The organism is Blastococcus aggregatus, from assembly GCF_900221005.1.
In the GTDB taxonomy this organism is placed as follows: Bacteria; Actinomycetota; Actinomycetes; order Mycobacteriales; family Geodermatophilaceae; genus Blastococcus; species Blastococcus aggregatus.
In genome coordinates this window covers 575,306-601,775 of sequence record NZ_OBQI01000002.1, presented here as the reverse complement: position 1 = coordinate 601,775, position 26,470 = coordinate 575,306, and the positions used below count along the sequence as shown (strand labels likewise).

The 26,470-nt window shown below is 73.8% G+C and carries 26 protein-coding genes; 16 read left to right on the top strand and 10 right to left on the bottom strand.

From position 1 onward, the window contains the following. Positions 1-38: 38 nt before the first annotated feature. The 4 genes from CRP29_RS08535 to CRP29_RS22995 all read right to left on the bottom strand — a co-directional run bounded on the left by CRP29_RS08535 (position 39) and on the right by CRP29_RS22995 (position 3,668). The gene (locus CRP29_RS08535) at positions 39-770 is read right to left on the bottom strand and encodes a PIG-L deacetylase family protein (RefSeq protein ID WP_097194598.1); all 732 of its coding nucleotides are present in this window, start codon (positions 768-770) and stop codon (positions 39-41) included. Between the two features lie 13 nt (positions 771-783). After that, the gene (locus CRP29_RS08530; RefSeq protein WP_097194597.1) at positions 784-2,595 is read right to left on the bottom strand and encodes a SpoIIE family protein phosphatase; all 1,812 of its coding nucleotides are present in this window, start codon (positions 2,593-2,595) and stop codon (positions 784-786) included. A 77-nt stretch (positions 2,596-2,672) separates the two neighbouring features. Then, positions 2,673-3,170 carry a nuclear transport factor 2 family protein gene (locus CRP29_RS23000; RefSeq protein WP_217991506.1) on the bottom strand — a complete coding sequence of 166 codons (498 nt, stop codon included), beginning with the start codon at positions 3,168-3,170 and terminating at the stop codon, positions 2,673-2,675. Then, entirely contained in the window at positions 3,171-3,668 is a 498-nt protein-coding gene (locus CRP29_RS22995) for a sigma-70 family RNA polymerase sigma factor (protein ID WP_217991505.1), read from the bottom strand. A gap of 10 nt (positions 3,669-3,678) precedes the next feature. On the opposite strand from CRP29_RS22995, the gene CRP29_RS08520 reads away from it, so the two are divergent. Next, a complete protein-coding gene (locus CRP29_RS08520) occupies positions 3,679-3,993 on the top strand; it encodes a hypothetical protein (protein ID WP_097194596.1) in 315 nt (104 codons plus the stop codon). Between the two features lie 29 nt (positions 3,994-4,022). Here CRP29_RS08520 and CRP29_RS08515 read toward each other — a convergent pair whose 3' ends face one another. After that, the gene (locus tag CRP29_RS08515) at positions 4,023-4,307 is read right to left on the bottom strand and encodes a chorismate mutase (protein WP_097194595.1); all 285 of its coding nucleotides are present in this window, start codon (positions 4,305-4,307) and stop codon (positions 4,023-4,025) included. A 229-nt stretch (positions 4,308-4,536) separates the two neighbouring features. Between CRP29_RS08515 and pcrA the strand changes: the two genes are divergently transcribed. Further along, the gene (gene pcrA / locus CRP29_RS08510) at positions 4,537-6,834 is read left to right on the top strand and encodes a DNA helicase PcrA (RefSeq protein WP_097194594.1); all 2,298 of its coding nucleotides are present in this window, start codon (positions 4,537-4,539) and stop codon (positions 6,832-6,834) included. A 13-nt stretch (positions 6,835-6,847) separates the two neighbouring features. Here the strand turns inward: pcrA and CRP29_RS08505 are convergent, their stop codons facing one another. Together CRP29_RS08505 and CRP29_RS08500 are read right to left on the bottom strand one after the other, a co-directional pair. After that, positions 6,848-7,768, bottom strand: a complete 921-nt coding sequence (locus tag CRP29_RS08505) for a M23 family metallopeptidase (RefSeq protein WP_245852651.1) — start codon at positions 7,766-7,768, stop codon at positions 6,848-6,850. Positions 7,769-7,913: 145 nt separating this feature from the next. After that, positions 7,914-8,801, bottom strand: coding sequence for an alpha/beta fold hydrolase (locus tag CRP29_RS08500; RefSeq protein WP_097194892.1), 888 nt, complete (start codon positions 8,799-8,801; stop codon positions 7,914-7,916). Between the two features lie 179 nt (positions 8,802-8,980). On the opposite strand from CRP29_RS08500, the gene CRP29_RS08495 reads away from it, so the two are divergent. Next, complete coding sequence (locus tag CRP29_RS08495) at positions 8,981-10,000, top strand: hypothetical protein (protein WP_245852650.1); 1,020 nt, start codon at positions 8,981-8,983, stop codon at positions 9,998-10,000. A gap of 10 nt (positions 10,001-10,010) precedes the next feature. Beyond that, complete coding sequence (locus CRP29_RS08490) at positions 10,011-10,400, top strand: cobalamin-dependent protein (RefSeq protein WP_097194593.1); 390 nt, start codon at positions 10,011-10,013, stop codon at positions 10,398-10,400. On the opposite strand, the gene CRP29_RS08485 is transcribed toward CRP29_RS08490, so the two are convergent. Then, complete coding sequence (locus CRP29_RS08485) at positions 10,390-12,246, bottom strand: CocE/NonD family hydrolase (RefSeq protein WP_097194592.1); 1,857 nt, start codon at positions 12,244-12,246, stop codon at positions 10,390-10,392. The genes CRP29_RS08490 and CRP29_RS08485 overlap by 11 nt on opposite strands. Before the next feature lie 159 nt (positions 12,247-12,405). Between CRP29_RS08485 and sucC the strand changes: the two genes are divergently transcribed. The 7 genes from sucC to CRP29_RS08450 all read left to right on the top strand — a co-directional run bounded on the left by sucC (position 12,406) and on the right by CRP29_RS08450 (position 19,747). Continuing rightward, a complete protein-coding gene (gene sucC, locus CRP29_RS08480) occupies positions 12,406-13,569 on the top strand; it encodes an ADP-forming succinate--CoA ligase subunit beta (protein WP_097194591.1) in 1,164 nt (387 codons plus the stop codon). A 31-nt stretch (positions 13,570-13,600) separates the two neighbouring features. Beyond that, a complete protein-coding gene (gene sucD, locus CRP29_RS08475; protein ID WP_097194590.1) occupies positions 13,601-14,479 on the top strand; it encodes a succinate--CoA ligase subunit alpha in 879 nt (292 codons plus the stop codon). 172 nt (positions 14,480-14,651) lie between these two features. Continuing rightward, the gene (locus tag CRP29_RS08470; protein WP_141437092.1) at positions 14,652-15,653 is read left to right on the top strand and encodes a hypothetical protein; all 1,002 of its coding nucleotides are present in this window, start codon (positions 14,652-14,654) and stop codon (positions 15,651-15,653) included. A gap of 78 nt (positions 15,654-15,731) precedes the next feature. Continuing rightward, on the top strand, positions 15,732-16,928 hold the full coding sequence (locus CRP29_RS08465; protein ID WP_097194588.1) for a cell division protein PerM: 1,197 nt from the start codon (positions 15,732-15,734) through the stop codon (positions 16,926-16,928). Positions 16,929-16,950: 22 nt separating this feature from the next. Then, entirely contained in the window at positions 16,951-17,565 is a 615-nt protein-coding gene (purN, locus tag CRP29_RS08460) for a phosphoribosylglycinamide formyltransferase (protein WP_245852649.1), read from the top strand. Then, complete coding sequence (gene purH / locus CRP29_RS08455) at positions 17,562-19,115, top strand: bifunctional phosphoribosylaminoimidazolecarboxamide formyltransferase/IMP cyclohydrolase (RefSeq protein WP_097194586.1); 1,554 nt, start codon at positions 17,562-17,564, stop codon at positions 19,113-19,115. The genes purN and purH overlap by 4 nt, the downstream gene beginning before the upstream one ends. Further along, positions 19,115-19,747, top strand: a complete 633-nt coding sequence (locus CRP29_RS08450; protein WP_097194585.1) for a pentapeptide repeat-containing protein — start codon at positions 19,115-19,117, stop codon at positions 19,745-19,747. Before purH ends, CRP29_RS08450 begins: the two co-directional genes overlap by 1 nt. Before the next feature lie 151 nt (positions 19,748-19,898). Here CRP29_RS08450 and CRP29_RS08445 read toward each other — a convergent pair whose 3' ends face one another. After that, complete coding sequence (locus CRP29_RS08445; RefSeq protein WP_097194584.1) at positions 19,899-20,411, bottom strand: hypothetical protein; 513 nt, start codon at positions 20,409-20,411, stop codon at positions 19,899-19,901. A gap of 94 nt (positions 20,412-20,505) precedes the next feature. Between CRP29_RS08445 and CRP29_RS08440 the strand changes: the two genes are divergently transcribed. The 5 genes from CRP29_RS08440 to CRP29_RS08420 all read left to right on the top strand — a co-directional run bounded on the left by CRP29_RS08440 (position 20,506) and on the right by CRP29_RS08420 (position 25,421). Then, positions 20,506-21,375: a bifunctional methylenetetrahydrofolate dehydrogenase/methenyltetrahydrofolate cyclohydrolase gene (locus CRP29_RS08440; protein WP_097194583.1), complete on the top strand. Its 870-nt coding sequence runs from the start codon at positions 20,506-20,508 to the stop codon at positions 21,373-21,375. Beyond that, entirely contained in the window at positions 21,372-21,677 is a 306-nt protein-coding gene (locus tag CRP29_RS08435; RefSeq protein ID WP_097194582.1) for a DUF3017 domain-containing protein, read from the top strand. The genes CRP29_RS08440 and CRP29_RS08435 overlap by 4 nt, the downstream gene beginning before the upstream one ends. A gap of 57 nt (positions 21,678-21,734) precedes the next feature. After that, positions 21,735-22,688 carry a malate dehydrogenase gene (gene mdh / locus CRP29_RS08430; RefSeq protein WP_097194581.1) on the top strand — a complete coding sequence of 318 codons (954 nt, stop codon included), beginning with the start codon at positions 21,735-21,737 and terminating at the stop codon, positions 22,686-22,688. A 41-nt stretch (positions 22,689-22,729) separates the two neighbouring features. Further along, positions 22,730-23,944, top strand: coding sequence for an NADP-dependent isocitrate dehydrogenase (locus CRP29_RS08425; RefSeq protein ID WP_097194580.1), 1,215 nt, complete (start codon positions 22,730-22,732; stop codon positions 23,942-23,944). A gap of 148 nt (positions 23,945-24,092) precedes the next feature. Then, positions 24,093-25,421 carry a glycosyltransferase family protein gene (locus tag CRP29_RS08420; protein ID WP_141437091.1) on the top strand — a complete coding sequence of 443 codons (1,329 nt, stop codon included), beginning with the start codon at positions 24,093-24,095 and terminating at the stop codon, positions 25,419-25,421. Between the two features lie 40 nt (positions 25,422-25,461). Here the strand turns inward: CRP29_RS08420 and CRP29_RS08415 are convergent, their stop codons facing one another. Beyond that, the gene (locus tag CRP29_RS08415) at positions 25,462-26,379 is read right to left on the bottom strand and encodes a CAP domain-containing protein (protein ID WP_245852647.1); all 918 of its coding nucleotides are present in this window, start codon (positions 26,377-26,379) and stop codon (positions 25,462-25,464) included. Positions 26,380-26,470: the final 91 nt, after the last annotated feature.

Sequence of the window (26,470 nt, the reverse complement as noted above, 5' to 3'; positions counted from 1 at the left end):
TCGGGGAAGGGACCGCCGGGCCGGCCGGATCTGAGCGGTCAGGCGGTGTGGACCACGTGGAAGGCCTCGGCCAGGCGGCCCTCCGGGAGGCCGAACCGCTGCGCCGTCTGCCGCATCCACCCGCCGACGAACTCCTCGAGCTGCCCCGCGGGCTGGTGGCTCACCTGGGTGACGTGCGACCGGAGCGCGGCGAACTTGCGGTCGACGACGTCGGTGACGTCGACGGCGTGGTCGGCGCGCGGGCTGGCGCCCAGCCACACCTCGGGCACCGTCCAGGCCTCCAACCCCTCGTCGGCGAGCAGTTCGGGGAAGGCGAACGGGTTGCGGGCGTCGGGGTAGACCGCCCGCAGCGTCGTCTCGCCGACGGTCATGTGGTCGGGGTGGCTGGCGCCGATGCGCTCCCAGAACCGCTCGGGCGAGCTGGTGAGCACCCGCTGCGGACGCACCTGCCGGATCACCCGGCTGATGGCGCGGCGCAGGTCGAGCGTCGGCTCCAGCCGGCCGTCGGGATAGCCGAGGAAGCGGACGTCCTCGACCCCGACCTCCTTGGCGGCGGCGCGCTGCTCGGCCCGCCGCAGCGGGCCCATCTGGTCGCGCGGCGTCTCGTCGAACCCGCCGGCGTCGCCGTCGGTCACGATGCAGTAGGTGACCTCGGTGCCGGCGGCCGTCCAGGTCGCCACCGTCCCGGCGGAGCCGAAGTCGACGTCGTCGGGATGCGCCAGGACGCAGAGCACCCGCTCGACGTGCGTGGCGGGCAGGGGTCCGGTCATGGGCGCTCCAGGGTCAGCTCGGGTCGGTACCGGGCCGCAGGGCCAGCAGCGCGATGTCGTCGTCGTTCGCTCCGGGCGCCACGTCGGCCAGGATGCGGTCGCACAGCTCCTCCGGTGCGAGGTCCCCGTGCCGGGCGAGGGCGTCCGCGAGCCGGCCGATGCCCTCGTCGAGGTCGGCGGTCCGGGTCTCGACCAGGCCGTCGCTGTAGAGCAGGACGGTGCTGCCGGGCTCCAGGTCGAGCACGCGCTCGCTGCGGCGCGCCTGGGGGTCCAGGCCCAGGAGCAGCTCGGGTCGGCCGTCCAGGACCTCGACGGTCCCGTCCGCGTGGCGCAGCAGCGGTGGGAGGTGGCCGGCACTGGACCAGCGCAGCCGCCAGGTCGGTCGCTGCGCCGAGCCGGACTGCTCGAGCCGCCCCAGCACCGCGGTCGCCAGCGCGCCCACGTGCAGCCCGTCCATGGCCGCGTCGAGCCGGGCGAGCAGCGCGGCCGGGCTGTCGTCGGAGTCGTAGGCCATGCCGCGCAGCAGGTTCCGCAGCTGTCCCATGGTGGCCGCGGCCTCCACGTCGTGACCGGTCACGTCACCGACGACGAGCATGGTGGCGCCACGGGTCGTGACGAACGCGTCGTACCAGTCCCCGCCGACGTGGGCGCCCTGGGACGCGGGCTGGTACCGCACCGCCAGCTGCAGGGAGCCCGTCGTCGGCGGCTGCTGGAGCAGGCTGCGCTGCAGCGTCTCGGACATCACCTGCGCCGCGACCGCCGCCGCACGCTGCGCCGCCGTCGCCCGGATCCGCACCAGCACCTGCGCGCACTGGGCGGCGAACACCCGGAGAAGCTCCAGCTCGTCACCGCTGAACGGGTGCTCCTCGGCCCACGCCACCGCCAGGCTGCCGACGCAGGTCTCGCTGACGGTCAGCGGGAGGAAGGCCCAGCCGTACCGGCCGATGTCGGTGTAGACGTCGCTCATCGAGTCGTCGAACGCCAGCCCCGACTTCTCGGTGGGGAGGAGCAGCTCCCGTCCGGTGCGCGCCACCCACGGTGCGGGGAGCGGGCTGTCGTAGGGCACGTTCCCGTAGCCGAGCTGCACCTGCTCCCCGAGGGCCGCGCTGAGCGTCGCCCGCCAGCCCCCGCGCCCGTCGGGGGAGATGATCCCGCCGCCGTCCGCGCCGAGGACGGCCAGCCCCCGGCTGACCACGATGCGCTCGAGGTCCTCGACCGTCTCGGCCGTCGTCAGCTGCAGCGCCACCTCGGCGAGGCTGGACAGGCGTCGGGCGGCGGTGTCGCGGGCCTCCTGGGCCGCCGCCAGCTCCCGCACGCGGGCGTACAGGTCGGCCTCCACGGCCTCGAGGGCGCGGCCGTCCCGGCCGGGCGGCGGCCCGGACCGCAGGGCCGACCGTTCCCGGACGTAGGCCGTCACGTCCTCCACGCGCTGCAGGACCAGTGCGGTGCGGCCGTCCGGATCGAGCACCGGAGCGCTGATCAAGGACCAGAAGCGCTCGCCGAGCTCGCCGGTGGCGGGGTCCAGCACGTCGTACTTAGCGATCGGCATCGGATCGAGCTGGCCGGTGTCGCGTGCCCGCTCGAAGGAGGCCTGGACCGGGTTGCGGCCGTCCTCGTCGAGCGCGTCCGGTGCTGGTGGGAACGCCTCGAAGACCGGCCCGCCGACGAGCTCGTCCCGCCGGCGCCCGAGGAGCTCGAGGTAGGCGGCGTTGGCGTCGACGATGACGAGATCCGGGTCCATCACCAGGAACGCCGTGGGCAGGGCACCGAACAGCAGCTGGAAGTCGATCGGCACCGTGAGGAGCGCCGCCTCGACTGCCGACATGCACGCCTCGCATCCCTGGGAGCCCGGTCGGGGGAGTAGCACCGGCCGTGGTCGCGCGCGCCGACGTGATCCGAATGTTACCGAGCGCCGGGACCGGCTGCCCGTGGAGGACGGGAAGAGGTGCGCCAGATCACGTCGTGTGCCATCTGGTGGGAAGCCAGGCCGGACAGCTTGTCGGGGTTGCGCACCACCAGCACCTGCTCGACGCGGCCGCCCGCCACCACCAGCGACATCGTCAGCTCCGGCTCGTCCGCGGACCAGACGACGACCGCCGGCGCGCCGTTGACGTCGAGGATCTCGATCCGGAGATCGGGCAGCGCCAGGCCCTGCGCGGCGATGCCGAGCGAGAAGCGGGCCACCTTGTCCGCGCCGGTGATCGGCCGGAGCGCGGCCGAGACCTTGCCGCCGCCGTCGCTGATCAGGACCGCGTCGGGAGCCAGCACGTCGAGCAGCGCCGCCATGTCCCCGCCGGCGCACGCGGCCAGGAACCGCTCGGTGACCTCCCGCTGCGCGCGCCGGTCGGCGTCGAACCGGGGGCGGCGGGCCTGCACGTGCTCGCGCGCGCGGTGCGCCATCTACCGGACGGCGGACTCGGTGCGGCCCAACGCCTCGGCGACCTCGGCCACCGGCAGCCCGAAGACCTCGCGCAGCACGAAGACCGCGCGCTCGGCGGGGGTGAGGGTCTCGAGGACGACGAGCACGGCCATGGACACCTGCTCGCCGAGCTCCGCGGCGTCCGTGGGATCGGTCGGGGCGGGGGCGGCGGCGACCGTGTCGCGGCCGGTGATCAGCGGCTCGGGCAGCCACGGGCCGACATAGCTCTCGCGCCGGGCCCGCGCCGTCCCTGACCGGTCGATCGCGAGCCGGGTGATCACCTGCACCAGGTATGCGCGGGGGTCCGTGACATGGTCGCGGTCGGCCGCCGACCAGCGCAGCCAGGCGTCCTGCACGGTGTCCTCGGCGTCCGCGACGCTGCCGAGCATCTGGTAGGCCACGGAGAACAGCAGCCTCCGGTGCCGGTCGAAGGCGTCGAGGGGATCGCTCGTCGCGTCCGGATCCGGGGAGTCGTCCACGGAGATCATCATGACCCGGCAGACTCGCCACGTGCCGACCTACACCGTCTACGCCGTGCTGCGGGCCACCACCGCCGTGGACGACGCCACCGTCGAGACCGTCGCCGCGGGGCTGCGCCCCGGCGACGAGGAGCTCCGGGTCTGGCGCGAGCCCGACCGTGCCGCCCTGCGTGCGTCCACCGAGTGCGAGGCCGCGGACCTGGAGGCGGCGCTCGAGCTGGCGCACGCGCTCGGCGAGGACCTGCGCGAGCGCTGCCCGGGTGACGTGCTGGAGGCCGCGGCGCTCAGCGACGACGACTCGCTGGTCTGGCGCGCCTGGCTCTGACCGACGGCGGCTCTGACCTGACGGCCGGCTCAGAGCCGTCCGCGGCCCTGCCGGAGCAGCAGCATGCCGAGCGTCGCGCCGTCGGCGCCGAGGGCGGTCTGGAACCGGGCGAGCACCTGCTGCTCGCGGGCCAGGTTCAGCCGGGTGCCGCCGGAGGCCTTGCGGACGACGCCGATCTCCTGCGAGACGGCCAGCCGCCGCTGGACGAGCTCGATGATCGCGGCGTCGCAGGCGTCGATCTGCTGGCGGAGCTCGCCGATCCGGTCGACGTCGGAGCCGGTGACGGCGGCGGGGGAGGAGGAGGTGGTGCTCATCGGTCGTCCTTCGGGGGTTCGGTGGACCGGCCCGGAACGACGAAACGCCCCGGAGCCTGTGGCCCGGGGCGTCTGGTGCGGCTGTGCTCAGCCAGCGGTGACGGCGACCGGAACCCGGTGGCCGTAGGCAAAATCAACCGCGAGGGGGCTGATCGTCGTGGCGAGCACGTCGAGGAGTCTGCCACAGCGGTCGGGAAGCGTCACCCGTCCGGCTTACAGTGAGGTGGCTATGAGCAGCGTCCAGCAGGCCCTCCCCGGTACAGCCGCACTCCAGCGTTCCACCCCCGGGTCCCTGGGCCGGGAGCTGGACCGCATGCTCGCCGGGCTCAACGGTCCCCAGCGGCAGGCAGTGGTCCACGAGGGCGGCCCGCTGCTCATCGTCGCCGGCGCCGGCTCGGGCAAGACGCGGGTGCTGGCGCACCGCATCGCCTACCTGCTCGGCGCCCGGCACACCCAGCCCGGCGAGATCCTCGCGATCACCTTCACCAACAAGGCCGCGGGCGAGATGAAGGAGCGGGTGGCGCACCTCGTCGGCCCGCGCGCCCGGGCGATGTGGGTGTCGACGTTCCACTCGATGTGCGTGCGCATCCTGCGCGCCGAGTCGGCCAAGCTGGGCCTGAAGTCGTCGTTCACGATCTACGACCAGGGCGACTCGGTCCGGCTGATGACGATGGTGGCCCGGGACCTCGATCTCGACGCCAAGCGCTTCCCGGGCCGCAGCCTCGCCGCGCAGGTCTCGAACCTGAAGAACGAGCTGGTCGACGAGGAGAGCTTCGCCCCGGTCACGCCGCCGGAGAAGGTGCTCGCGCAGGCCTACACGCTGTACCAGCAGCGGCTGCGCCAGGCGCACGCCATGGACTTCGACGACCTGATCATGAACACCGTCCACCTGCTGCAGGCGTTCCCCGACGTCGCCGAGCACTACCGGCGCCGGTTCCGCCACGTGCTGGTCGACGAGTACCAGGACACCAACCACGCGCAGTACATGCTGGTCCGCGAGCTGGTCGGCACGGGCGACGGCCCGGTCCCGATGGCCGAGCTGTGCGTCGTCGGCGACGCCGACCAGTCGATCTACGCCTTCCGCGGCGCGACGATCCGCAACATCGACGAGTTCGAGCGCGACTACCCGCAGGCGACGACGATCCTGCTCGAGCAGAACTACCGCTCCACTTCTCGCATCCTCAAGGCCGCGAACACGGTCATCGCCAAGAACACCGGCCGCCGTCCCAAGAACCTCTGGACCGACTCCGGCGACGGCGAGCTCATCGAGGGCTACGTCGCCGACAACGAGCACGACGAGGCGGCGTGGGTCGCCGAGCAGATCGACGCGCTGGTCGACGAGGGCGCGGCCCAGCCGAAGGACATCGCGGTCTTCTACCGGACCAACAACGCCTCCCGCGTGTTCGAGGAGGTGTTCATCCGGGTCGGCATGCCCTACAAGGTCGTCGGCGGAGTGCGCTTCTACGAGCGCAAGGAGGTCCGCGACGCGCTGGCCTACCTCAAGGTGGTGGCCAACCCGACCGACATCGTGAGCCTGCGCCGGGTCATCAACACGCCCAAGCGCGGGATCGGCGAGCGGGCCGAGGCGTGCATCGAGAACTTCGCCGACCGCGAGCGGATCCCGTTCGCCTCGGCGCTGCGCCGCTGCTCCGAGGTGGGCGAGCTCGCCACCCGCTCGCTGAAGTCGATCCAGGAGTTCGTGGCGCTGCTCGAGGAGTTCGAGCAGCTCGTCGAGACCGGCTCCGGGCCGGCCGCGCTGCTGGAGAGCATCCTCGACCGCACCGGCTACCTCACCGAGCTGCAGGCGAGCACCGACCCGCAGGACGAGGGCCGGGTCGACAACCTCAACGAGCTCATCTCGGTGGCCGCCGAGTTCGAGGCGGCCAACCCGGAGGGGACGGTCACCGACTTCCTCGAGCAGGTCTCGCTGGTGGCCGACGCCGACCAGATCCCGGTCACCGGTGACGACGCCGGCGTGGTCACGATGATGACGCTGCACACCGCCAAGGGCCTGGAGTTCCCGGTGGTCTTCCTGACCGGCCTGGAGGACGGCGTCTTCCCGCACCTGCGCGCGCTCGGCGATCCCCGCGAGCTCGAGGAGGAGCGCCGGCTGGCCTACGTGGGCATCACCCGCGCCCAGCAGCGGCTGTTCATCTCCCGGGCCACGGTGCGCACCAGCTGGGGGCAGCCGGCCTACAACCCGCCGTCCCGGTTCCTGGACGAGATCCCGGCCGAGACCATCCACTGGGAGCGCCTGGACCCGGCGCCCGTCCCGTCCACCGGCTACAAGTCGGCGCAGACGCGGGTGGCGGCCACCGGCCTGTCCACCGGCGGGCTGCGCGGCGGCGCCGGGAACCGGCCGATCATCTCGGTGGACGTCGGCGACCGGGTCAGCCACGACGCCTTCGGCCTCGGCACGGTGGTCGAGGTGACCGGCGCGGGCGACAAGGCCCAGGCCACCGTCGACTTCGGCTCCGGCGGCACCAAGCGACTCGTCCTGCGCTACGCCCCGCTCGTCAAGCTCTGAGCCCCGGAGGGGCTCAGAGACTCACTCCTCTGTCGGCGAGCCAGACCTTGGGGTCGGTGGGCTTGCCGGTCATGCCCCCGCGGTGGATCTCGTAGTGCAGGTGCGGGCCGGTGGACTGGCCCTCGTTGCCGACCTTCGCGATCTGGTCGCCGGCGTGCACGATGTCGCCGGCCGTGACGCTGTAGTAGCGCATGTGCCCGTAGATGTGCACGTTGCCGTCGGCGTCCTGGATGTAGACGGCGTTGCCGTAGCCGGAGGCGCGGCCGGCCTTGAGCACCACGCCGTCGGAGGCCGCGTAGATCGGCGTGCCGAGGGGGGCGGCCAGGTCCAGGCCGTAGTGCATGGTGCCCCAGCGCTTGCAGAAGCAGGTCGTCAGCCGGCCGCTGACCGGCAGGACCGTCGTGGGCTGGCGGGCGGCGCGGGAGGCGGCCAGTTCGCCGAGGCGGGCCTGGGCCTCGGCCTCGGTGATCCCGCGGCGGACGCCGGCGTCGTCGAGCCCGCCGCTGAAGCTGTGGTCCGGGGCGGTACCCAGGCCCAGGTCGGAGGCGGTGACGCTGACCTGCTCCGGGTCGCCGCCCAGGGCCGACGGGGCGCCGGCGACCAGCGCGCCGATCACCAGGGCCGCGAACCACATCGGGGCGCGGCGGCCGGGCGGGTGGGGGAGCCGGCGGACCGCGGCCAGGCGGGGGGTGCGGGCGGGCGCAACGGTCTCGGCGGGGTCGGGCGGCTCGAGGGCGGTGGCGGAGCTCTCGTCGACAGCGGCGGTCTCGCGGGCCTCGGCGTCCGCGGCGGCGGCCCGGACCAGTGCGGCGGTCGTGCCGCGGGGGACGGGGATGACCGGGGTCCGGCGGCCGTCCGGCAGCTCGATCCGGCCGGTGGCCCCGTCCGCGACACCGGGCCGCCCGAGCAGCGGAGGTGCACTGGGAGCGGTCACGGCGCACCTTTCCGGACGACTGGTTGGCGCCGGTGGGTACCAGCGCCGTGACCGAACCGTAACGACCAGTGAGGGCGCGACAGCGGATTGAACGGGTCGTGTCGCTACCTGTGCCGCAGGTAACGGATCGAGACCGGCTGCCGGCTCAGGCGACGGCGCGTACCGCTTCGTGACCCGCGACCGGGGAGCCGGCGAGCGTCAGCGCCACCTCGTCGAGGATGCCCCGGTGGATGGGCAGCGACATGTGCCCCACGCCCCGCACGAGGACGTTCCGCGCGCCGAGGTCCGGGTGGTCGCAGCGGCCGGCCGACGTCGGCAGCACCAGCTGGTCGAGGTCGCTGTAGACGGCGGTGATCCGGGTGGCGCACCGGTCCACCGGCTCGGCCAGCTCCCGGAGCACCGCGGACCCCGGCCGGAGCTGACGGACCAGCGGCGTCGGGAGGGCGTGCGCGAGCAGTGACCCGCCGTGCGGCGTGCCCAGGGTGACCAGGGAGTCGACGCGCTCGTCGCCACCCATCCGCTGCACGTAGTAGCGCGCGATGAGCCCGCCGAGGCTGTGCCCGACCACGTGCACGCGGTCGTGGCCGGTCTGCGCGCAGATGCGCTCGACGTGCGCGCTCAGGTCCTCCGCCGCCCGGGAGACGTCGCGCAGCAGCGGGCTGTAGTTCCAGGAGCACACGGAGGCGAAGCCGCGCCGGCGCAGGCTGCGGCGCATCACGGCGAAGATGGAGCGGTTGTCGATCAGGCCGTGGACCAGCAGGACCGGCGTGCGCGCGGCCAGCGGATCGGCGGCGAACAGCGCCCGGACGGCCGGCGACTGGCCGGGCCGGGAGCCCGGGTCGGTCTGCAGCTGCTCGGCCCGCGCGCCCAGCGGGTACAGGAGGACGTGTGCGCCGACCCAGGCCAGCTCGGTGAGGCTGCCGCTGAGGGCGGCGGGGCTGCAGAGGCTGCGCAGCGCACTCCGTGGCGCGCCTTCCGGGGCGGCGGACGTGTGCGACGCTGGATCGGAGACCGGAACGCTCGTCGGTCGCATGGCCTTCGTCTCCCGTGTGTTCTCCGCCGGCGGTGCCGGGGCTCGGCCGAGCCGGTGGCGGTGCACGCTCAGTGCTCCGTTCACCCGACGGTAATGCGCATGTGTGGTGCTCGTCACACCAACGTCTCCGGAACGCGGCCGATCGAGGCCGGTTCGTGACCTGATCCGAAGGGAGACCCGTGCCTGCCCGCGACGCCCGGACAGGGGCATCCCGGAACGCCCGCACCCGGCCGCCCCGCACGACCCGCGCCACGCCACCCGTCGACGGCGAGGGGCTGGTGATCGGCACCGTGCCGCCCGGCGCGCGGCTGGCCGGCGTGCTGCTGGTGCTCGCCGGCGTCGCCGGGGCGCTCTCGGCCTTCCCGACCTACCTCGAGGTGGACGGCCGGGACCTCGTGCTGGGCTCCAGCGTCGCCGGCGCGGTGGTCGCCCTGCTCGGCCCGCTGGTCACCGCGGCGGTGGGCGTGCAGCTCGCCCGCTCCGCCGTCCCCAAGTTCGGGCTGGCCTACGCCGCGGTCGCAGGCGCGCTCTCGGTCGGGCAGCTGCTCATCGAGCTCTACCGGGGCCGGGGCTCCGTCACCCGCCCGGGGGTGGAGGTGCTCGCGGGCGAGCGGGTGCTCACCAGCGACATCCACGTCGGTCCGGGCTGGGTGGCCGGCGTCGTCGCGCTCGTGCTGACCGTGCTGGCCGGGGGCGTCGCCGCGGCGGTCTGGGGGCGCACGGTGATGGACGACGCCGGTGCGCTGGAGGCCGTCCGCGGGCCGCTGGCCGGCGCCACCGTGCTGCTGGGCGTGGGCACGGTGCTCTGCCTGACCCTGCCGGCCGCCGACGTCCCCGACGACCTGGTCACCGACCCGGCCACCGGGCTGCAGGTGGTGGTCCCGCGCGAGGGACCGCAGGCGCTGCTCGAGCGGCCCGGCCTGGCGCTGCTGGGCGGACTGCTGCTCGCGGGTGCCCTGGTGCTCTGCTCGGTGACCGCGCCGTCCCTGCGCCCCCGCCTGGCCGCCGTCGGCGGCCTCCTGGCCATCTCGGTCGCGGTGCTCGGCGCGGGGCTCGCCGGGGTGCGCGACGCCGTCGTCTCCGAGGACCTGGAGTGGACGGTGCCGGGGGCCGGGCTGCTCGTCGCCGGCCTCGGCTTCTGTGCCCTGACCGCGTTCGCCTGGCGGCTCCGCCGCCGGCCGGTGCGGGCCGGCTCCTAGGCTCCGCGGCGTGGAGGAGCGCATCAGGGTCGTCGTCGCCGGGCCCGGCCCGGCCGACGAGGACCGGGTGGCCGAGATCCTGGCCCGCGCGCTGCGCGACGCCGGTGTGGAGGTCGTCTACACCGACCGGCCGCAGACGCCGGAGCAGCTCGTCGCCACGGTCGTGCAGGAGGACGCCGACGCCGTCGGGATCGTGCTGGCCGAAGGGGACGTGGCGCCGCTGGCCCGGGTGGCGGGGCTGATGGCCGAGCGGGGGATCGACGACGTCCTGGTGTTCGCGGGTGGCGTCGCCCCGGCCGACGCCCCGACGGCGGCCGGGGACGGCGTCGCACGGGTCTTCCCGCGCGACGCCGCACCGGACGAGGTCGTCGACTGGGTGTGCGACCGCCTCAGGGGCTGACGACCGGCAGGGTCAGCTGCTGCACGCGCCCCGGCCCGGTCGCCAGCGCGACCTGCTGGGGGAGCGTCGACCCCCGGTAGGCGAGGTCGCCGCCGGCCAGCACGACCGCCAGCCGGTGGCCCGGGGCGAAGCGGTGCACGATCCCCGGCAGCTCGATGGTGACCGGCTTCGTGACGTCGGTGACGCGCGCGGGGGAGATCAGCCGGTGCGGCAGCTCCACCGCGCCGTCCGGGCCGACGTCGTAGACCTTCGCGTAGACCACCAGCTGGCCGCCCGGCCCCAGGCCCTGCGTCGCGGCGACCGCCGGCGCGTCGAGCTGCACGGTCAGCCGGGGGGAGCCCACGACGTCCAGCGGCTGGGTCAGCGGCGGCGTGGAGAACCGGATCGCCGTCCCGGGCGGGTCGGTGACCGGGCCGGACTGGTCGAGGAACGCCGTCTCGGTGTAGTTCGGCCCGATCGGCGCGACGCTGCCGTACGCGCTGACCCCCGGGACCACCTGCGCCGGGCTCTCGACCAGGGAGCCGCCCAGCAGGCCGCCGCCGGACAGGTGCAGCGTCCGCTCGGTGCCGGCGGGGTAGGACGGCGCCGACGCGTACGCCTGCTCGACGTCGCCGGTCTCGGCCATGACCCAGTCGCGGTAGTACTCGAACACCGGCTCGGGCGCCGGGCCGCGGTCACGCACGTAGTGGTCGAACCAGGCCAGCGCCTTGCGGCCCTGGTAGGAGTTCTCCGGGTTGCGCTCGTCGAGCTCGCCGGCCTGCGGGTCCAGGCCGCTGTGCCCCCAGGACTGCCACATGAGCGAGACCGGGGTGCCCTGCGCCTCCAGGGCCGCGTACGTGGCCACCGACTCCTGCAGGTTGAACAGCGTGTCGGCCTGCCCCTGGGCGATGAGCGTCGGCACGCGGACGTCGGAGGTGTAGCTGCCCACGGAGTTCGACCGCAGGAAGTCGACCGAGCCCTGGCCGGCGTAGCCGGTCGCGGCGACCTCGGCGAGCGCAGTGCACACCGGTGCGTCGAAGTTGAGGCAGTTGTCCTGCGCGAGGTTGCGCACCTGGGCCGGGTCGGCGAGCGCCGGGAGGTCCTGCAGGCCGCTGGCCAGCCCGAGAGCGGTGAACAGCAGCGACCACTGGTACTTGAAGACGCCGGTGTTCGGCGAGGCGAGCGAGCCGCTGAGGGCGGAGCCGCCGGGGATCGCGCTGTTGTCTGGGTTGAGCGAGTAGGAGAGGTCGTTCCAGGTGATCATCGGGACGATCGCGTCGAGCCGGTCGGTGCCGGCCGCGTGCTCGACCGCGGCCGCGGCGAACTGGATCTGGCCGCCGTAGGAGCCGCCGACCATGCCGACGGCGGGATCGTGGGCGACCTTCGTGCGCCGGTCCTCGCGGACGACCTGGTCGACCCGCACCCGCTCGCCGGTCGCGTCGTCGACCGCGACGATCGAGGAGTCCCCGCCGAGGAAGCGCAGCAGCTGGGACGCCGCGGCGCCGTCGTGCTCGCGGTCGTCGAGCGTGATCGGGCAGAGGTCGCCGTCGACGAAGCCGAGCCCGGTGTAGGAGAGCGTCACGTAGCCGTGCTCACCGAAGCCCTGGGCGAAGTCGGCCTGGTCGGCCTTGGTGCCGCCGAAGCCGTTGGTCGCCAGGAGGGCGGGGCCGGGCCTGCGGGCGGTGACGCCGGCGGGGACGTACAGATCGGCGTCGATCTGGCAGGTCCGGTTCTCCGGCCCGAGGCCCGTCACGGTGATCGTCAGGTCGCGCGGGACGATCTCGGTGGCGGCGGCCGGAGGGGCCAGGGCGACCGTTCCTCCGGCGGCCAGCAGAGCGGTGAGCAGGGCAGTCGTGGCGCGGCGCACGGGGGCTCCTCGTCGGTCGGCGATCGGGCGGCGGTGCGTCGGGCCGGCTCGATCGCTGACGCGATGGGGTGAGGAACCCTGTGATGCGCCCCACGCCGTACCCGTCTCCTCAACGCCCGGGGCAGCGTTCGGGTTACGGGCGGGCTACGGTCCCTGTTCGTGGATCTCTTCGAGTACCAGGCCCGTGACCTGTTGGCCTCGCACGGCGTCCCCGTGCTCCCCGGCGGAGTCGCCGAGACGCCCGAGCAGGCGGAGGCGATCGCCCGCGAGATCGGGCAGACCGTCGTCGTCAAGGCGCAGGTGAAGGTGGGCGGCCGCGGCAAGGCCGGTGGCGTCAAGCTCGCCGACAACCCCGAGGACGCCCGGGCGCGCGCCCAGGACATCCTCGGGCTGGACATCAAGGGGCACATCACCCACAAGGTGATGGTGGCTCAGGCCAGCGACATCGCCGAGGAGTACTACTTCTCCTACCTCCTCGACCGCTCCAACCGCACCTTCCTGGCCATGGCCAGCGTCGAGGGCGGCATGGAGATCGAGCAGCTCGCCGTGGAGCGCCCCGAGGCGCTGGCCCGCATCCCCATCGACGCCAGCGTCGGCGTGGACGCCGCCAAGGCGGCCGAGATCGTGGACGCCGCCGGGTTCGCGCCCGAGGTGCGCGACCAGGTCATCGCCATCGCCATCTCGCTGTGGGACGTCTTCACCAAGGAGGACGCCACCCTGGTCGAGATCAACCCGCTCGCCAAGGCCCCCGACGGCACCGTCCTCGCGCTGGACGCCAAGGTCACCCTCGACGAGAACGCCGCCTTCCGGCAGGCCGGGCACGCCGCGCTCGAGGACACCGCCGCCGCCGACCCGCTGGAGGCGGCGGCCAAGGAGAAGGACCTCAACTACGTCAAGCTCGAGGGCGAGGTCGGGATCATCGGCAACGGTGCCGGCCTGGTCATGAGCACCCTGGACGTCGTCGCGTACGCAGGCGAGGAGTTCGGCGGCGTCAAGCCGGCCAACTTCCTCGACATCGGTGGTGGCGCCTCGGCCGAGGTCATGGGCAACGGCCTGCACATCATCCTGTCCGACCCGGCCGTGAAGAGCGTGTTCGTCAACGTCTTCGGCGGCATCACCTCCTGCGACGCCGTCGCCAACGGCATCGTGTCGGCCCTGCAGCACCTCGGCGACGAGGCGACCAAGCCGCTGGTCGTGCGTCTCGACGGCAACAACGTCGAGGAGGGCCGGCGCATCCTCGCCGAGGCCAACCACCCGCTGGTCACCGTCGTGGACACGATGGACGGCGCCGCCCGACGGGCCGCCGAGCTCGCCGCCGCCTGACCTCCCCGACTCCCGACAGGACACCAGACAGATGTCGATCTTCCTCAACGAGAACAGCAAGGTCATCGTCCAGGGCATGACCGGCTCCGAGGGCATGAAGCACACGTCGCGCATGCTCGCCTCGGGCACCGCGATCGTCGGCGGCGTCAACCCCCGCAAGGCCGGCACCAGCGTGGACTTCGACGGCACCAGCGTGCCGGTGTTCGGCTCGGTCGCCGACGCCATGAAGGAGACCGGCGCCGACGTCAGCGTCATCTTCGTGCCGCCGCCGTTCGCCAAGGGCGCCGCGATCGAAGCCGTCGACGCCCAGATCGGCCTCGCGGTGATCATCACCGAGGGCATCCCGGTGCACGACTCGACCTTCGTCTGGGCGCACGCCCAGGGCGGCGCGACGCGCATCATCGGCCCGAACTGCCCCGGCCTGATCAGCCCCGGGCGCAGCAACGCCGGCATCATCCCGGCCAACATCACCAAGCAGGGCAAGATCGGCCTGGTGTCGAAGTCGGGCACGCTGACCTACCAGATGATGTACGAGCTGCGGGACCTCGGCTTCTCCACCGCCGTCGGCATCGGTGGCGACCCGGTCATCGGCACCACGCACATCGACTGCCTGGAGGCCTTCGAGGCCGACCCGGAGACCGAGGCGATCGTGATGATCGGCGAGATCGGTGGCGACGCCGAGGAGCGGGCCGCGGACTTCATCAAGGCCAACGTCACCAAGCCCGTCGTCGGCTACGTCGCCGGCTTCACCGCGCCCGAGGGCAAGACCATGGGCCACGCCGGCGCCATCGTCTCGGGCTCGGCCGGTACCGCTCAGGCGAAGCAGGAGGCCCTCGAGGCCGCCGGCGTCCGGGTGGGCAAGACCCCGTCGGAGACCGCTCGGCTCATGCGCGAGATCATCGCCGGCTGACGCCTCCTGCACGTCCCACTGCCCGGTGGCCGCTCTGCGGTCGCCGGGCAGTGGCGTTTCCGGGCCCGGGGCTTCCCCGAACGGGGATACTCGTGACGATGCGGTTGCTCTCGCCCCGCGACTGCTCGACCATGCGGTCAGTGATCGACCGACTACTGAGGAGTGGCTCGAGATGACCGGTCAGCCTCCGCAGCCACCGCCCGGCGGGTACGGGCAGCAGCCCCCGCCGCCCTGGGGGCAGCAGCCGCCGCAGCCCCACGGCCAGCCTCAGCCGTCGCCCTGGGGGCAGCAGCCTCCGCCCGGCCCGCAGTGGGGCCCGCCGCCGCAGCAGCCGTGGGGGACGCCGCCGCAGGATCCCTACGGCCGGCCGCCCTATGGCCCGCCCGGTCAGCCGGGCCGCGGCACGACGTCGGTGGACTTCTCGAAGGTGGGGCTGCTCGAGCGGATCATCGCCGGGTGCGCCCTGCTGTTCACGCTGTTCATGGTGCTGCCCTGGTACGGATTCGACGGCGCAGGCCTCGACGGCTTCGACACCTCGACCAACGGGTTCAGCGACGCGGTCGGCGGGCGTGGGCTGTTCACCTTCGAGATCGGCTACACGACCGGGCCGGCGGTGCTCGCCTGGTTGCTGCTGCTGGCCACCGCCGTCTGGGTCCTGCTGCCGGCGTTCACGACGGTGCACGTCCCCGTGCCGCGCGCGGTCGTCACGGCGGGGCTGACCGGGCTGGCGCTGCTGCTCTTCCTCATCACCTGGATCGACCAGCTCGCCCTGGCCGACGGACCGGACGACGACGTCGGCTTCAGCGTCGTCGCGTTGCTGGCGCTGCTCAGCGTGCTCGCCGCCGTCGTCCTGGCCGTGCTCGCGCTCCTGCCGGACCTGCGCGCCCGGAAGGCGTCCGGTGCCGCGCCGGACGACGGGAACGGTCCGCCGCAGCACGGGAACCAGCCCTACGGCCGGCCGGCGCAGCAGCCCGCCGAGCCGCAGCCGTACCAGCCACAGCCGTACCAGCCACAGCCGTACCAGCCACAGCCCTACCAGCCGCCGCCCTACCAGTCCCAGCCACAGCCGTACCAGCCGCAGCCGTACCAGCAGGCGCCGCCTCCTCCGCCGCCGCCCGCTCGGCCCGACACGCCGCCGCCGGCCGATCCGGGCGGGCCCGACCGCGAGGTCTGACGGGCCCGCAGGCCGCTTTGTCGCGCTCCCGGGCGCGTGCGCCGACCACCGGCGGGGCGGACTTGGGAGAGTGGACCCGTGGTCTCGTTGCTGGCACGTCTTCCCCGCTGGGGTCCGGGCGGCGGGACGACGGCCCGTCCGCTGCCGCGGGCGGGCCTCGCGCTCGCCGGGGCCGGGACCGTGTCGGCCGCCGGCCTCCTCGTCCTGGCGCTCGCCGTCGGCGTCGTCGCCACCCTGGATCCCACGGGCGGGCAGGGGGCCGGCGGATCGCTCGTGCTCGCCGGCCGGTTGTGGCTGCTGGCGCAGGGCGCGGAGATCACGGTCGACTCCGGCCCGATCGTGCTCGCGCCGCTGCTGCTCACCCTGGGCATCGCCTGGTGCCTCTCCGGCGCCGCCCGCGTGGTGGTCCGGATCGCCGGGGTCACCGGCGCACGGGACGCCGCAGGGATGACGGGGCTCCTGGTGGCGGCGCACGTCGTCCTCACGGCGGTGCTCGCGCTGCTGCTCGACGGGCCCGGCGCCGAGGTCGGCCTGCTCCGCGCGCTCCTCGGGAGCGCCCTCCTGGCGGTCGCGGCGGCCGGGTGGGGAGCGGGGCGGGAGTCCGGCGCGCTGGACTCCGGGCTGGACCGGCTGCCTCCCCAGACCCGCCCGCTGCTGCGCGCGGTCCTCGCCGGCGTGCTGACCGCGCTGGCCCTCTGCCTCGCGGTCGTGGCGATCGCCGTGGCCGCCGACGCCGACGGGTACGCCGCCGTCTCCGGTGGGCTGGGGGGTGCCGGTGCCGGCGCGCTCGGCCTCCTCGGGCTGTGCGTCCTGCTGCTCCCCAACGCCGCCGGCGCCGTCCTCGGGCTGGCCGCCGGACCGGGCTTCGCGGTGGGCAGCGGCACCTTCGTCTCGGTGCACGGCGTCACGCTCGGCTCGGTGCCGGCGCTCCCGCTGCTCGCGGCGCTGCCGGACACCCAGGCGGTGCCGCTGCTCGCGTTCGCCTCCCAGGCGGTGCCCGTGCTGGCCGGCCTCGCTGCCGGCCGCACCCTGGCCCGCCGGCTCGCCCCGGGCGACGGCGGTTCGGTGGTGGCGGGGCTCGGAGGCGTGCTGGCCGGGGTGCTGACCGGGGTGGGCTGCGGCCTGCTCGTCTGGATGGCCGGTGGCTCGCTCGGCGACGGCGCCCTCGCCGACGTCGGGGCGCCGGCGATCGCCACGGGCGTGGCCATCGCGGCGCAGGCCGGCATCGCCGGGGCGCTCGCGGCCGCGTTCACCCGCTGGCGCACCGCCTCCTGACCCTCCCTTATAGGGTCGCGGGGTGGGCGACCCGGGGCGATCGATGTCGCGGGCCCGGGTCGTCGTCCTGCTGTCGGGCACCGGCTCGCTCTGCGCGGCACTCCTCGACGCGACCGACGACCCCGCCTACCCCGCGGACGTCGTCGCCGTGGGGGCCGACCGCCCGGCCGCCGGCCTCGAGCACGCCGCCCGGCGCGGGATCCCCACGTTCGTCTCCGCGCTGGGCGACCACCCCGACCGCGCCGCCTGGGACCGGGCGCTCGCCGCGTCGATCGCCGCCTTCGAGCCGGACCTGGTCGTCTCGGCCGGCTTCATGAAGATCGTCGGGCCGGCGGTGCTGGACGCGTTCGGCGGCCGGCTGATCAACACCCACCCGGCGCTGCTGCCCGCCTTCCCCGGCGCCCACGCCGTGCGGGACGCGCTGGCCGCCGGCGCCACCGTGACCGGCTCGTCCGTCCACGTGGTCGACGCCGGGGTGGACACCGGCCCCGTGCTGGCCCAGCGCGAGGTGCCGGTGCTCCCCGACGACGACGAGCCCCGACTGCACGAACGCATCAAGGCCGTGGAGCGCGAGCTCCTGGTGGAGACGGTGGCCCGACTCGCGGCCCCCGGAACGAGAGGAACCAGCTCGCCATGAGCGACCGCAGCCCGATCCGTCGCGCCCTGCTCGGCGTCTACGACAAGACCGGCATCGAGGAGCTGGCCCGCGGGCTGGCCGGTGCCGGGGTGGAGCTGGTCAGCACCGGTGCCACCGCCCGCCGCATCGCCGACGCCGGCATCCCGGTCACCCCGGTCGAGGAGGTGACCGGCTTCCCCGAGTGCCTGGACGGGCGGGTGAAGACCCTGCACCCCGCCGTGCACGCCGGCATCCTGGCCGACCGCCGCCGGCCCGAGCACGTCGCCCAGCTCGACGAGCTCGGTATCGCCGCCTTCGACCTGGTCGTGGTCAACCTGTACCCGTTCACCGAGACGGTCGCCTCGGGCGCCTCGCCGGACGAGTGCGTCGAGCAGATCGACATCGGTGGCCCGGCAATGGTGCGGGCCGCGGCCAAGAACCACCCGTCGGTCGCCGTCGTCGTCGATCCGGCGCGGTACGCCGACGTGCTGGCCGCCGTCTCCGGGGGCGGCTTCACCCTCGAGCAGCGCCGCCGCCTGGCGGTGGCCGCCTTCCGGCACACCGCCTCCTACGACATCGCCGTGGCCTCGTGGATGGGCAGCGTCCTGGCGCCCGACGAGACGTCCGACTTCCCGGAGTGGGTGGCGGCGAGCTGGGAGCGCGCCGACGTGCTGCGCTACGGCGAGAACCCGCACCAGGGCGCCGCCCTCTACCGCGGCAGCGTGCAGCCCGGGCTGGCGCACGCCGAGCAGCTGCACGGCAAGGCGATGTCCTACAACAACTACGTCGACACCGACGCCGCCTGGCGGGCCGCGCACGATCACACCGAGCCGTGCGTGGCGATCATCAAGCACGCCAACCCGTGCGGGATCGCCGTGGGCACCGACATCGCGGCCGCCCACCGCAAGGCACACGCGTGCGACCCGCTCTCGGCGTTCGGCGGGGTCATCGCGGCCAACCGCGAGATCGACCTGACGATGGCCGAGCAGGTCGCCGAGGTGTTCACCGAGGTCGTCGTCGCGCCGTCGTTCACCGACGACGCGGTCCGCGTGCTGACCGGGAAGAAGAACATCCGGCTGCTGCGTCTGCCGCACCTGCCGGGAGCGCCCGTGGAGCTGCGGCCGGTCAGCGGCGGGCTGCTGCTGCAGGCCACCGACCGCATCGACGCCCCCGGCGACGACCCGACCACCTGGACCCTCGCGACCGGCGAGCCGCTGGACGCCGCCGGCCTGGACGACCTGGTCTTCGCCTGGCGGGCGGTCCGCGCGGTGAAGAGCAACGCGATCCTGCTGGCGCACGACCGCGCGACGGTCGGCGTGGGCATGGGCCAGGTCAACCGGGTGGACTCGGCGCGGCTGGCCGTGGCGCGCGCGGGGGAGCGGGCGGCCGGGTCGGTCGCGGCCTCGGACGCGTTCTTCCCGTTCGCCGACGGCCTGCAGGTGCTGCTGGACGCGGGCGTGCGCGCCGTCGTCCAGCCCGGCGGGTCGGTGCGCGACGAGGAGGTCGTCGCGGCGGCCGCCGCCGCCGGTGTGCCGCTCTACCTGACCGGTACGCGCCACTTCGCGCACTGATGGTCTCCTCGCGGCCGCACGCCGGTCCGCCGGAGGCGGGGGCGGAGGTGGAGGGCGAGGACTTCGCCCGCGTCGACTGGTGGGGCGCGGAGCTCGACGGCGTCACCTTCACCCGTTGCCGGTTCGACGACGCCTTCCTCGAGGAGGTCGTGACCCGGCGCTGCGTCTTCGACCAGTGCGTGCTCACCGGCGTCCGGCTGAGCGGCTCGCGGCACTCGGGGACGGCGTTCCTGTCCTGCCGGTTCGACCGGGCCCGGCTCATCGACGTGACGTGGGACGGCTGCAAGCTGACCGGCTCGCAGTTCCCGGGCGCGCAGCTGCGGCCGATGACCTCGACCGAGTGCGACTGGAGCTACGTCAACCTGCGAGCCGCCGACCTGTCCGGCCTGGACCTGTCGGGTCAGCGGTTCCGGGAGACCGACTTCACCGACGCCGACCTGCGCGAGTGCGACCTCACCGGGGCGGTCCTGGACCGGGCGCGGCTGCAGGGCACCAAGCTGCGCGGCACCGACCTGCGCGGGGCGTCCATGGACGAGGTCAACTGGCTCGCCTTCGAGCTCACCGGCGTCCGCGTCGACCTGGTGCAGGCGGTTCAGTTCACCCGCGCCCACGGCGCCCTCGTCGCTGATTGACGGCTCGCCTCGGGGCGGTCACGCCGAGTGGGCCCGGAGGGTCCGCGCAGGCGTGACGGGTCCGCTCAGTGCGACAGGGGGACGGCACCTGGACGCGGTGCGGTCCGGAGGACCGCAGTGTGATGGCGGTGTCGTCCGGAGGACGACGGTGTCACCGGTAGCGCCGACCGGTGAGCAGGGCCTTGAGGCTGCCGAGCACGCCGAGGACGGCGACGGCGATCGCGCACCAGAAGCCCGGGCCGAAGGTGTCGAGCTCCCAGTTCGCGTCGTCGAGCGGCACGATCAGCGCCCAGACGATCACGCCGCTCACGATCAGCCCGAGCAGGCCGAGGAAGCGGTGCGAGCGCGCCGGCAGCCACATCAGGATCCCGAGCACGAGCAGCACGCCGCCGCCGAGGACGACCGCCATCGGCTGCCACAGCCCGTTGTCGACGATCGCGTCGAGGTCCTCGAAGCCGTCGCGCACGAGGTCCAGGCCGGTGCCGTCGACGTCGGCCAGCCAGTCGAGCACCAGGCTGAGCGCGGCAGCGATGCCGGCCAGGATCAGCAGCAGCCCGCCCAGGCTCTCCGGGCCGCGGAACGCCACGGGCTCGGCCGAGTAGGCCGGCGTCGTCGTCCCGTAGCTGGTGGTCGCCCCGGTGGGGCTCTCGTCGCGTTCGGTCACGTCGCACCTCCGGCATGGGCGGGCGAGGAGGCCCACCACGACGGAGCCTAGGGCGGCGCCCCGGGTCGTGGGGGCTTTCGGGCACACTGTCCGGGTGCCCGCGACGATCCTGGACGGCAAGGCGACGGCGGCGGCGATCCGCTCCGAACTGACCGGGCGGGTGGCGGCGCTGACCGCCGCGGGCCACCGGCCCGGACTGGGCACGCTGCTGGTGGGCGACGACCCGGGCAGCCGCTGGTACGTCAACGCGAAGCACTCCGACTGCGCGCAGGTCGGCATCGCCAGCATCCAGCGCGAGCTGCCGGCCACGGCGACGCTCGCCGAGGTGCTCGCCGTCGTCGAGGAGCTCAACGCCGACCCGGCCTGCACCGGCTACATCGTCCAGCTGCCGCTGCCCGCCGGCATCGACGAGAGCGTCGTCCTCGAGGCGATGGACCCGGCCAAGGACGCCGACGGCCTGCACCCGGTCAACCTGGGCCGGCTGGTGCTGAACGTCCCCGGACCGCTGCCGTGCACGCCGGTCGGGATCGTCGAGCTGCTGCGCCGCTACGAGGTGCCGATCGCCGGCGCCGAGGTCGTCGTCGTCGGCCGCGGGATCACGGTCGGCCGCCCGCTGGGGCTGCTGCTGACCCGCCGGACCGAGAACGCCACCGTGACGCTGTGCCACACCGGCACGCGGGACCTCGCCGCGCACCTGCGGTCCGCCGACATCGTGGTCGCCGCCGCCGGTGTGCCCGGCCTGGTCACGGCCGACCTGGTCAAGCCGGGGGCCGCCGTGCTGGACGTCGGTGTCAGCCGGGTCGACGGGAAGATCGCCGGCGACGTCGCGAAGGACGTCCTCGAGGTGGCCGGGTACGTGGCCCCGAACCCCGGCGGTGTGGGCCCGATGACCCGCGCGATGCTGCTGCAGAACGTCGTCCTGGCCGCCGAGCAGGCAGCCGCCGCCGAGGCTCTTCGCGCGTGAGCGGGAGCCGGCCGCCGCTCTACGTCCGCCGGCCGTTCGTGGCCGGTCTGGTCCGGCAGCTGCCGCTGCTGGCGGTGCTGGCGGCGGTGGCGATCGGCCTGCTGCTGGTCACCGTCGAGCACTGGCGGACGGGGCTGGTCGTGATGGGCCTGGCGCTGGTGGGGGCCGCGCTGCTGCGGCTGTTCCTGCCCGAGCGCCGGGTGGGCTTCCTCGCCGTCCGCAGCCGGCCGGTGGACGTCCTCCTGCTGACCGCGGCGGGTCTCGCGCTCGCCGTCGCGGCCGCCGCCGTTCCCGGACCGTGAGACGGCGGAGCGCCCCCGCTGGCGCGCGACGGCGTTCGCGGCACTAGGTTGGCGGCCATGGCAGAGAAGCCTCGGAACGGCAAGGTCACCGTGGTGGGCGCCGGGTTCTACGGCTCCACGACCGCTCTCCGTCTCGCCGAGTACGACATCTTCGAGACAGTCGTCCTCACCGACATCGTCGAGGGCAAGCCCGAGGGCCTGGCCCTCGACATGAACCAGTCGCGGCCGATCGAGGGCTTCGAGACCCGGGTGGTGGGCATCGGGGGCGGCTCCTACGAGGGCACCGAGGGCTCCGACGTCGTCGTGATCACCGCGGGCATCCCGCGCAAGCCGGGCATGAGCCGGATGGACCTCATCGAGACCAACGCGAAGATCGTCCGCGAGGTCGCGGAGAAGGTCGCCGCCGGCTCGCCCGACGCCGTCCTCATCGTGGTGTCCAACCCGCTGGACGAGATGACGGCACTGGCGCAGCTGGCGAGCCAGTTCCCGAAGCACCGGGTGATGGGGCAGGCGGGGATGCTCGACACCGCCCGCTTCACCAACTTCGTGGCCGAGGAGGCGGGCGTCCCCGTCTCGTCGGTGCGGACGCTGACCCTGGGGTCGCACGGCGACACCATGGTCCCGGTCCCGTCCCGGTGCACGGTCGACGGCAAGCCCCTCACCGAGGTGCTCGCCGCCGACCGCATCGAGCACATCGTCGACCGCACCCGCAACGGCGGCGCGGAGGTCGTGGCCCTGCTCAAGACCGGCTCGGCCTACTTCGCACCGTCGGCGGCCGCGGCCCGCATGGCCCGCGCGGTCATGGAGGACTCCGGTGCGGTGATGCCGGTGTGCGCGTGGGTCGACGGCGAGTACGGGATCAACGGCGTCTACCTGGGCGTCGAGGCCGAGATCGGCCGAGAAGGAGTGCGGAAGGTCGTCGAGGGCGACCTGTCCGAGAGCGAGCTGGCCGGGTTGCGGGAAGCCGCCGAGGCCGTGCGCGCCAAGCAGGCTGACATAGCCGACCTCTGAGCGAACGCTCGGAGAAGCAAGCAGAGAGAAGGAACGTGCACGTGGCGAAGATCAAGGTCGAGGGCACCGTCGTCGAGCTCGACGGCGACGAGATGACCCGGATCATCTGGCAGTTCATCAAGGACCAGCTGATCCTCCCGTACCTCGACGTGAACCTGGAGTACTACGACCTCGGCATCGAGTCGCGCGACGCGACCGACGACCAGATCACCATCGACTCCGCCAACGCCATCAAGAAGCACGGCGTCGGCGTCAAGTGCGCGACCATCACGCCGGACGAGGCGCGGGTCGAGGAGTTCGGCCTGAAGAAGATGTGGCGCTCCCCGAACGGGACGATCCGCAACATCCTCGGCGGCGTCATCTTCCGCGAGCCGATCATCATGCAGAACGTGCCGCGCCTGGTGCCGGGCTGGACCAAGCCGATCATCGTCGGCCGCCACGCCTACGGCGACCAGTACCGGGCGACGGACTTCACGTTCCCCTCCGCCGGGCGGCTCACCGTCACCTTCACCCCGGAGGACGGCTCGCAGCCGATCGAGCACGAGGTGTTCCAGGCGCCGGGCGCCGGCGTCTCGCTGTCGATGTACAACCTCGACGCGTCGATCTTCGACTTCGCCCGCGCCTCGCTGAACTACGGCCTGGACCGCGGCTACCCGGTCTACCTCTCCACGAAGAACACGATCCTCAAGGCCTACGACGGCCGGTTCAAGGACATCTTCGAGGAGGTCTTCCAGGCCGAGTTCAAGGAGAAGTTCGACGCCGCCGGCATCACCTACGAGCACCGGCTGATCGACGACATGGTCGCCGCCTCGCTCAAGTGGGAGGGCGGCTACGTCTGGGCCTGCAAGAACTACGACGGTGACGTGCAGTCCGACACCGTGGCCCAGGGCTTCGGCTCGCTGGGCCTGATGACCTCGGTGCTCGCGACCCCGGACGGCCGCACGGTCGAGGCCGAGGCCGCCCACGGCACCGTGACCCGGCACTACCGCCAGCACCAGCAGGGCAAGGAGACGTCGACCAACCCGATCGCGTCGATCTTCGCCTGGACCCGGGGCCTCGCGCACCGCGGCAAGCTGGACGGCACCCCCGAGGTCACCCGCTTCGCGGAGACCCTGGAGCGCGTCTGCATCGACACCGTCGAGAGCGGCCAGATGACCAAGGACCTCGCGCTGCTCATCTCCAAGGACAGCCCGTGGCTGACGACCCAGGACTTCCTGGGCGCGATCGACACCAACCTCAAGAAGGCCATGGCCTGACGGCCCGAGCCGACCGACGGCCCCCTCACCCGCTCCGGGTGAGGGGGCCGTCGGCTTCCCGGCGCACCCACGAGTCGCACCCGTCCCGTGACGCGCACCCGACACCCGGCGTCCGAGAGATCAAGCCGAACTCTGTCACGATTCGTACATGGCTTCTCTACGGGCAGTGCGCTTCATCGGGGGTGAGACGAAGCAGTCCCTGCGGGAGCGCCTCGTCGCCTGGGGCGCGCTGCTGGTCGTCGGATTCTTCGGGCTGGTGTCGTACGGGCAGTTCGAGCGCGATGCGCGCGCGGGCGCCTTCGGCGATGCCCTGAACTACATCGCGATGTCCGAGCGGACCTTCGCGCCCGTCGACGCCCCCTTCTCCTTCCGGCTCCTGACGCCGTGGCTGGTCCGGCACGCCTCGGCGCTCACCGGCATCGCGCCGGACACGGTGTGGCTCGCGCTGACGTTCGCCGCGACGACCGGCGCGCTCGTCGTCGTCTACGAGTGGATGCGGGGCCCGCTGCGGGTCAGCCCGTCGACCAGCCTGTTCGTCACCCTGCTGCTCTCGGTGACCTTCTACTACACGTCCTACAGCTACGGGAACTTCTGGTTGGTCGACCCGCTGAACAACCTCGCCTGCGCCCTGGCCCTGTACTTCGCCTTCCGCGGCAGGCTGGTCCTGTTCGGTCTGGTGATCGCCGTCGGTTTCCTCAACAAGGAGGCCGTCCTGCTGATGGCCCCGCTCTACCCGCTGGTCGCGTGGGGCCGGGCCGGTCGGCTGCGCGATCGCGCCGTGCTGTCCGGCGGCGGCGTGGCAGGCGCGCTCGTCCTGGCGTACCTCGGCTTCCGGGCGTGGGCCGCAGCCCAGATCGGCCCGCACGGCACCCACCTGGACGGCGACGTCGTGGCGCTGGCCCGCGAGGTCCTCGGGTCGAGGGCGGGGCAGGAGCACCTGGCGGTGTTCGGGGTGTTCGGCTTCCTGTGGGTGGTCTTCGCCTACGGGCTGCACCAGCAGTTCCAGCGCGCGGGGATGCGCAGTGAGCTGCTGCTGGCCAGCGGGTACGTGTTCGCCATCTGCGCGGCGAGCCGGCTGCAGGCCACGGACACCGAGCGCGTCTTCGTCATGCTGGCGCCGGTGGTCGCGGGCGTGGCGGCCACCGTCTTCGACTCGTGGCGGGGCGAGGCCCGGACGCTGTGGCTGTACGTGCTCGGTGCCTTCTACGCCGCCCTGAACTTCTCGTGGGTCACCGGTCAGACCGCCGTCCTGGTCTCTCTCGGCACCGTGGTCGGCTTCGCGTACCTCGTGCACACGCAGTCCGCCCGATCCGGCACGGACGACACAAACGACGCGGACGGCACGGACGGCACGGACGACGCGGACGACCGGAGCAGCCGGGCCGACCTCGCGGCAGTGCTGGGTGCCCGGACGACGCGTCCGGCGCCGGTGCACCACCGCCCCCGGACTGCCGACAGCCTGGTTCCCCAGGTCTAGCGCGGGCGGCCTCCCGGCTGCCCGCGAGGGGGGCGGCCGCTCAGCCGAAGAGCTGGGTCCACCAGGGGCCGCCGCCGCCGTCGGCGATGCCGACGCCCAGGCGGGTGAGGCTGCAGTCGAGGATGTTCGCCCGGTGGCCGGGGCTGTTCATCCACGCGGTCATCACGGCCGCGGGGTCGGCCTGGCCGCGGGCGATGTTCTCGGCCCGGGCGGACACCCCGGCGGCGGAGGCCCGGTCGAACGGGCTCTGTCCCGCGAGGTTGGTGTGGTCGAAGTAGCCGCGGTCCCGCATGTCGGCGCTGTGCGCGGCGGCCACGGCAGCCAGGCCGCCGTCGGCGCTCAGCGGTCGGCAGCCGGCGTCCGCGCGCTCCTGGTTGACCAGCGCCAGGACCTGGGCGGCACGGTCCGAACCGGCCGGGGCCGGGGCCGGGGGAGCGGGGGCAGCCGCCTGGGTCGCCTTGGGAGGAGAAGCGGGAGCGGGGGCGGGAGCCGGCGCGGGCGCCGGAGCCACGGGCTCCTCGACGGCGGCCGGCGGGGCCTCCGCAGGCGCGGGCGTCGTCGAGGACGGCGCAGCGGCCGGAGCGGCCTCCGCGGCGGGCGTCGCGGCGGGCGCGGGCGCGGGCACCGGTGTGCGCGCGGAGCGGCTCGCCGGCTCCTCCACCCGCACGCCGTCCGGGCCCATCGACAGCCGTGCGGAGGTGCTGGCGAACGACGCGGAGGTCGCGCGGCCGTCGACCCCCATGACCACGAGCGAGTCGTCGGCCCGCTCGGTGCCGGCACCGGACCCGGAGACGACCGGCGCGGCGAGCACGAAGCCGGTGACCAGGGCCAGCACGAGCAGGGTCAGCCCCAGCCGGCCGCGCCGGGCGGGCGCGGCGGCGGTGCTGCGGAGGCGCGCGCGTGCGGCGGCCCCCGCGAGGCGGGCGGACAGCGGCGGACGGGTCTGACGGTGGTGCACGGGACTCCCCGGGTGATCACGATTCGTTATCAACTCGAGACTAACCGTAAGCGCTCGAAAACCGACAGTTCACTCGAAAACCGACAGTTCA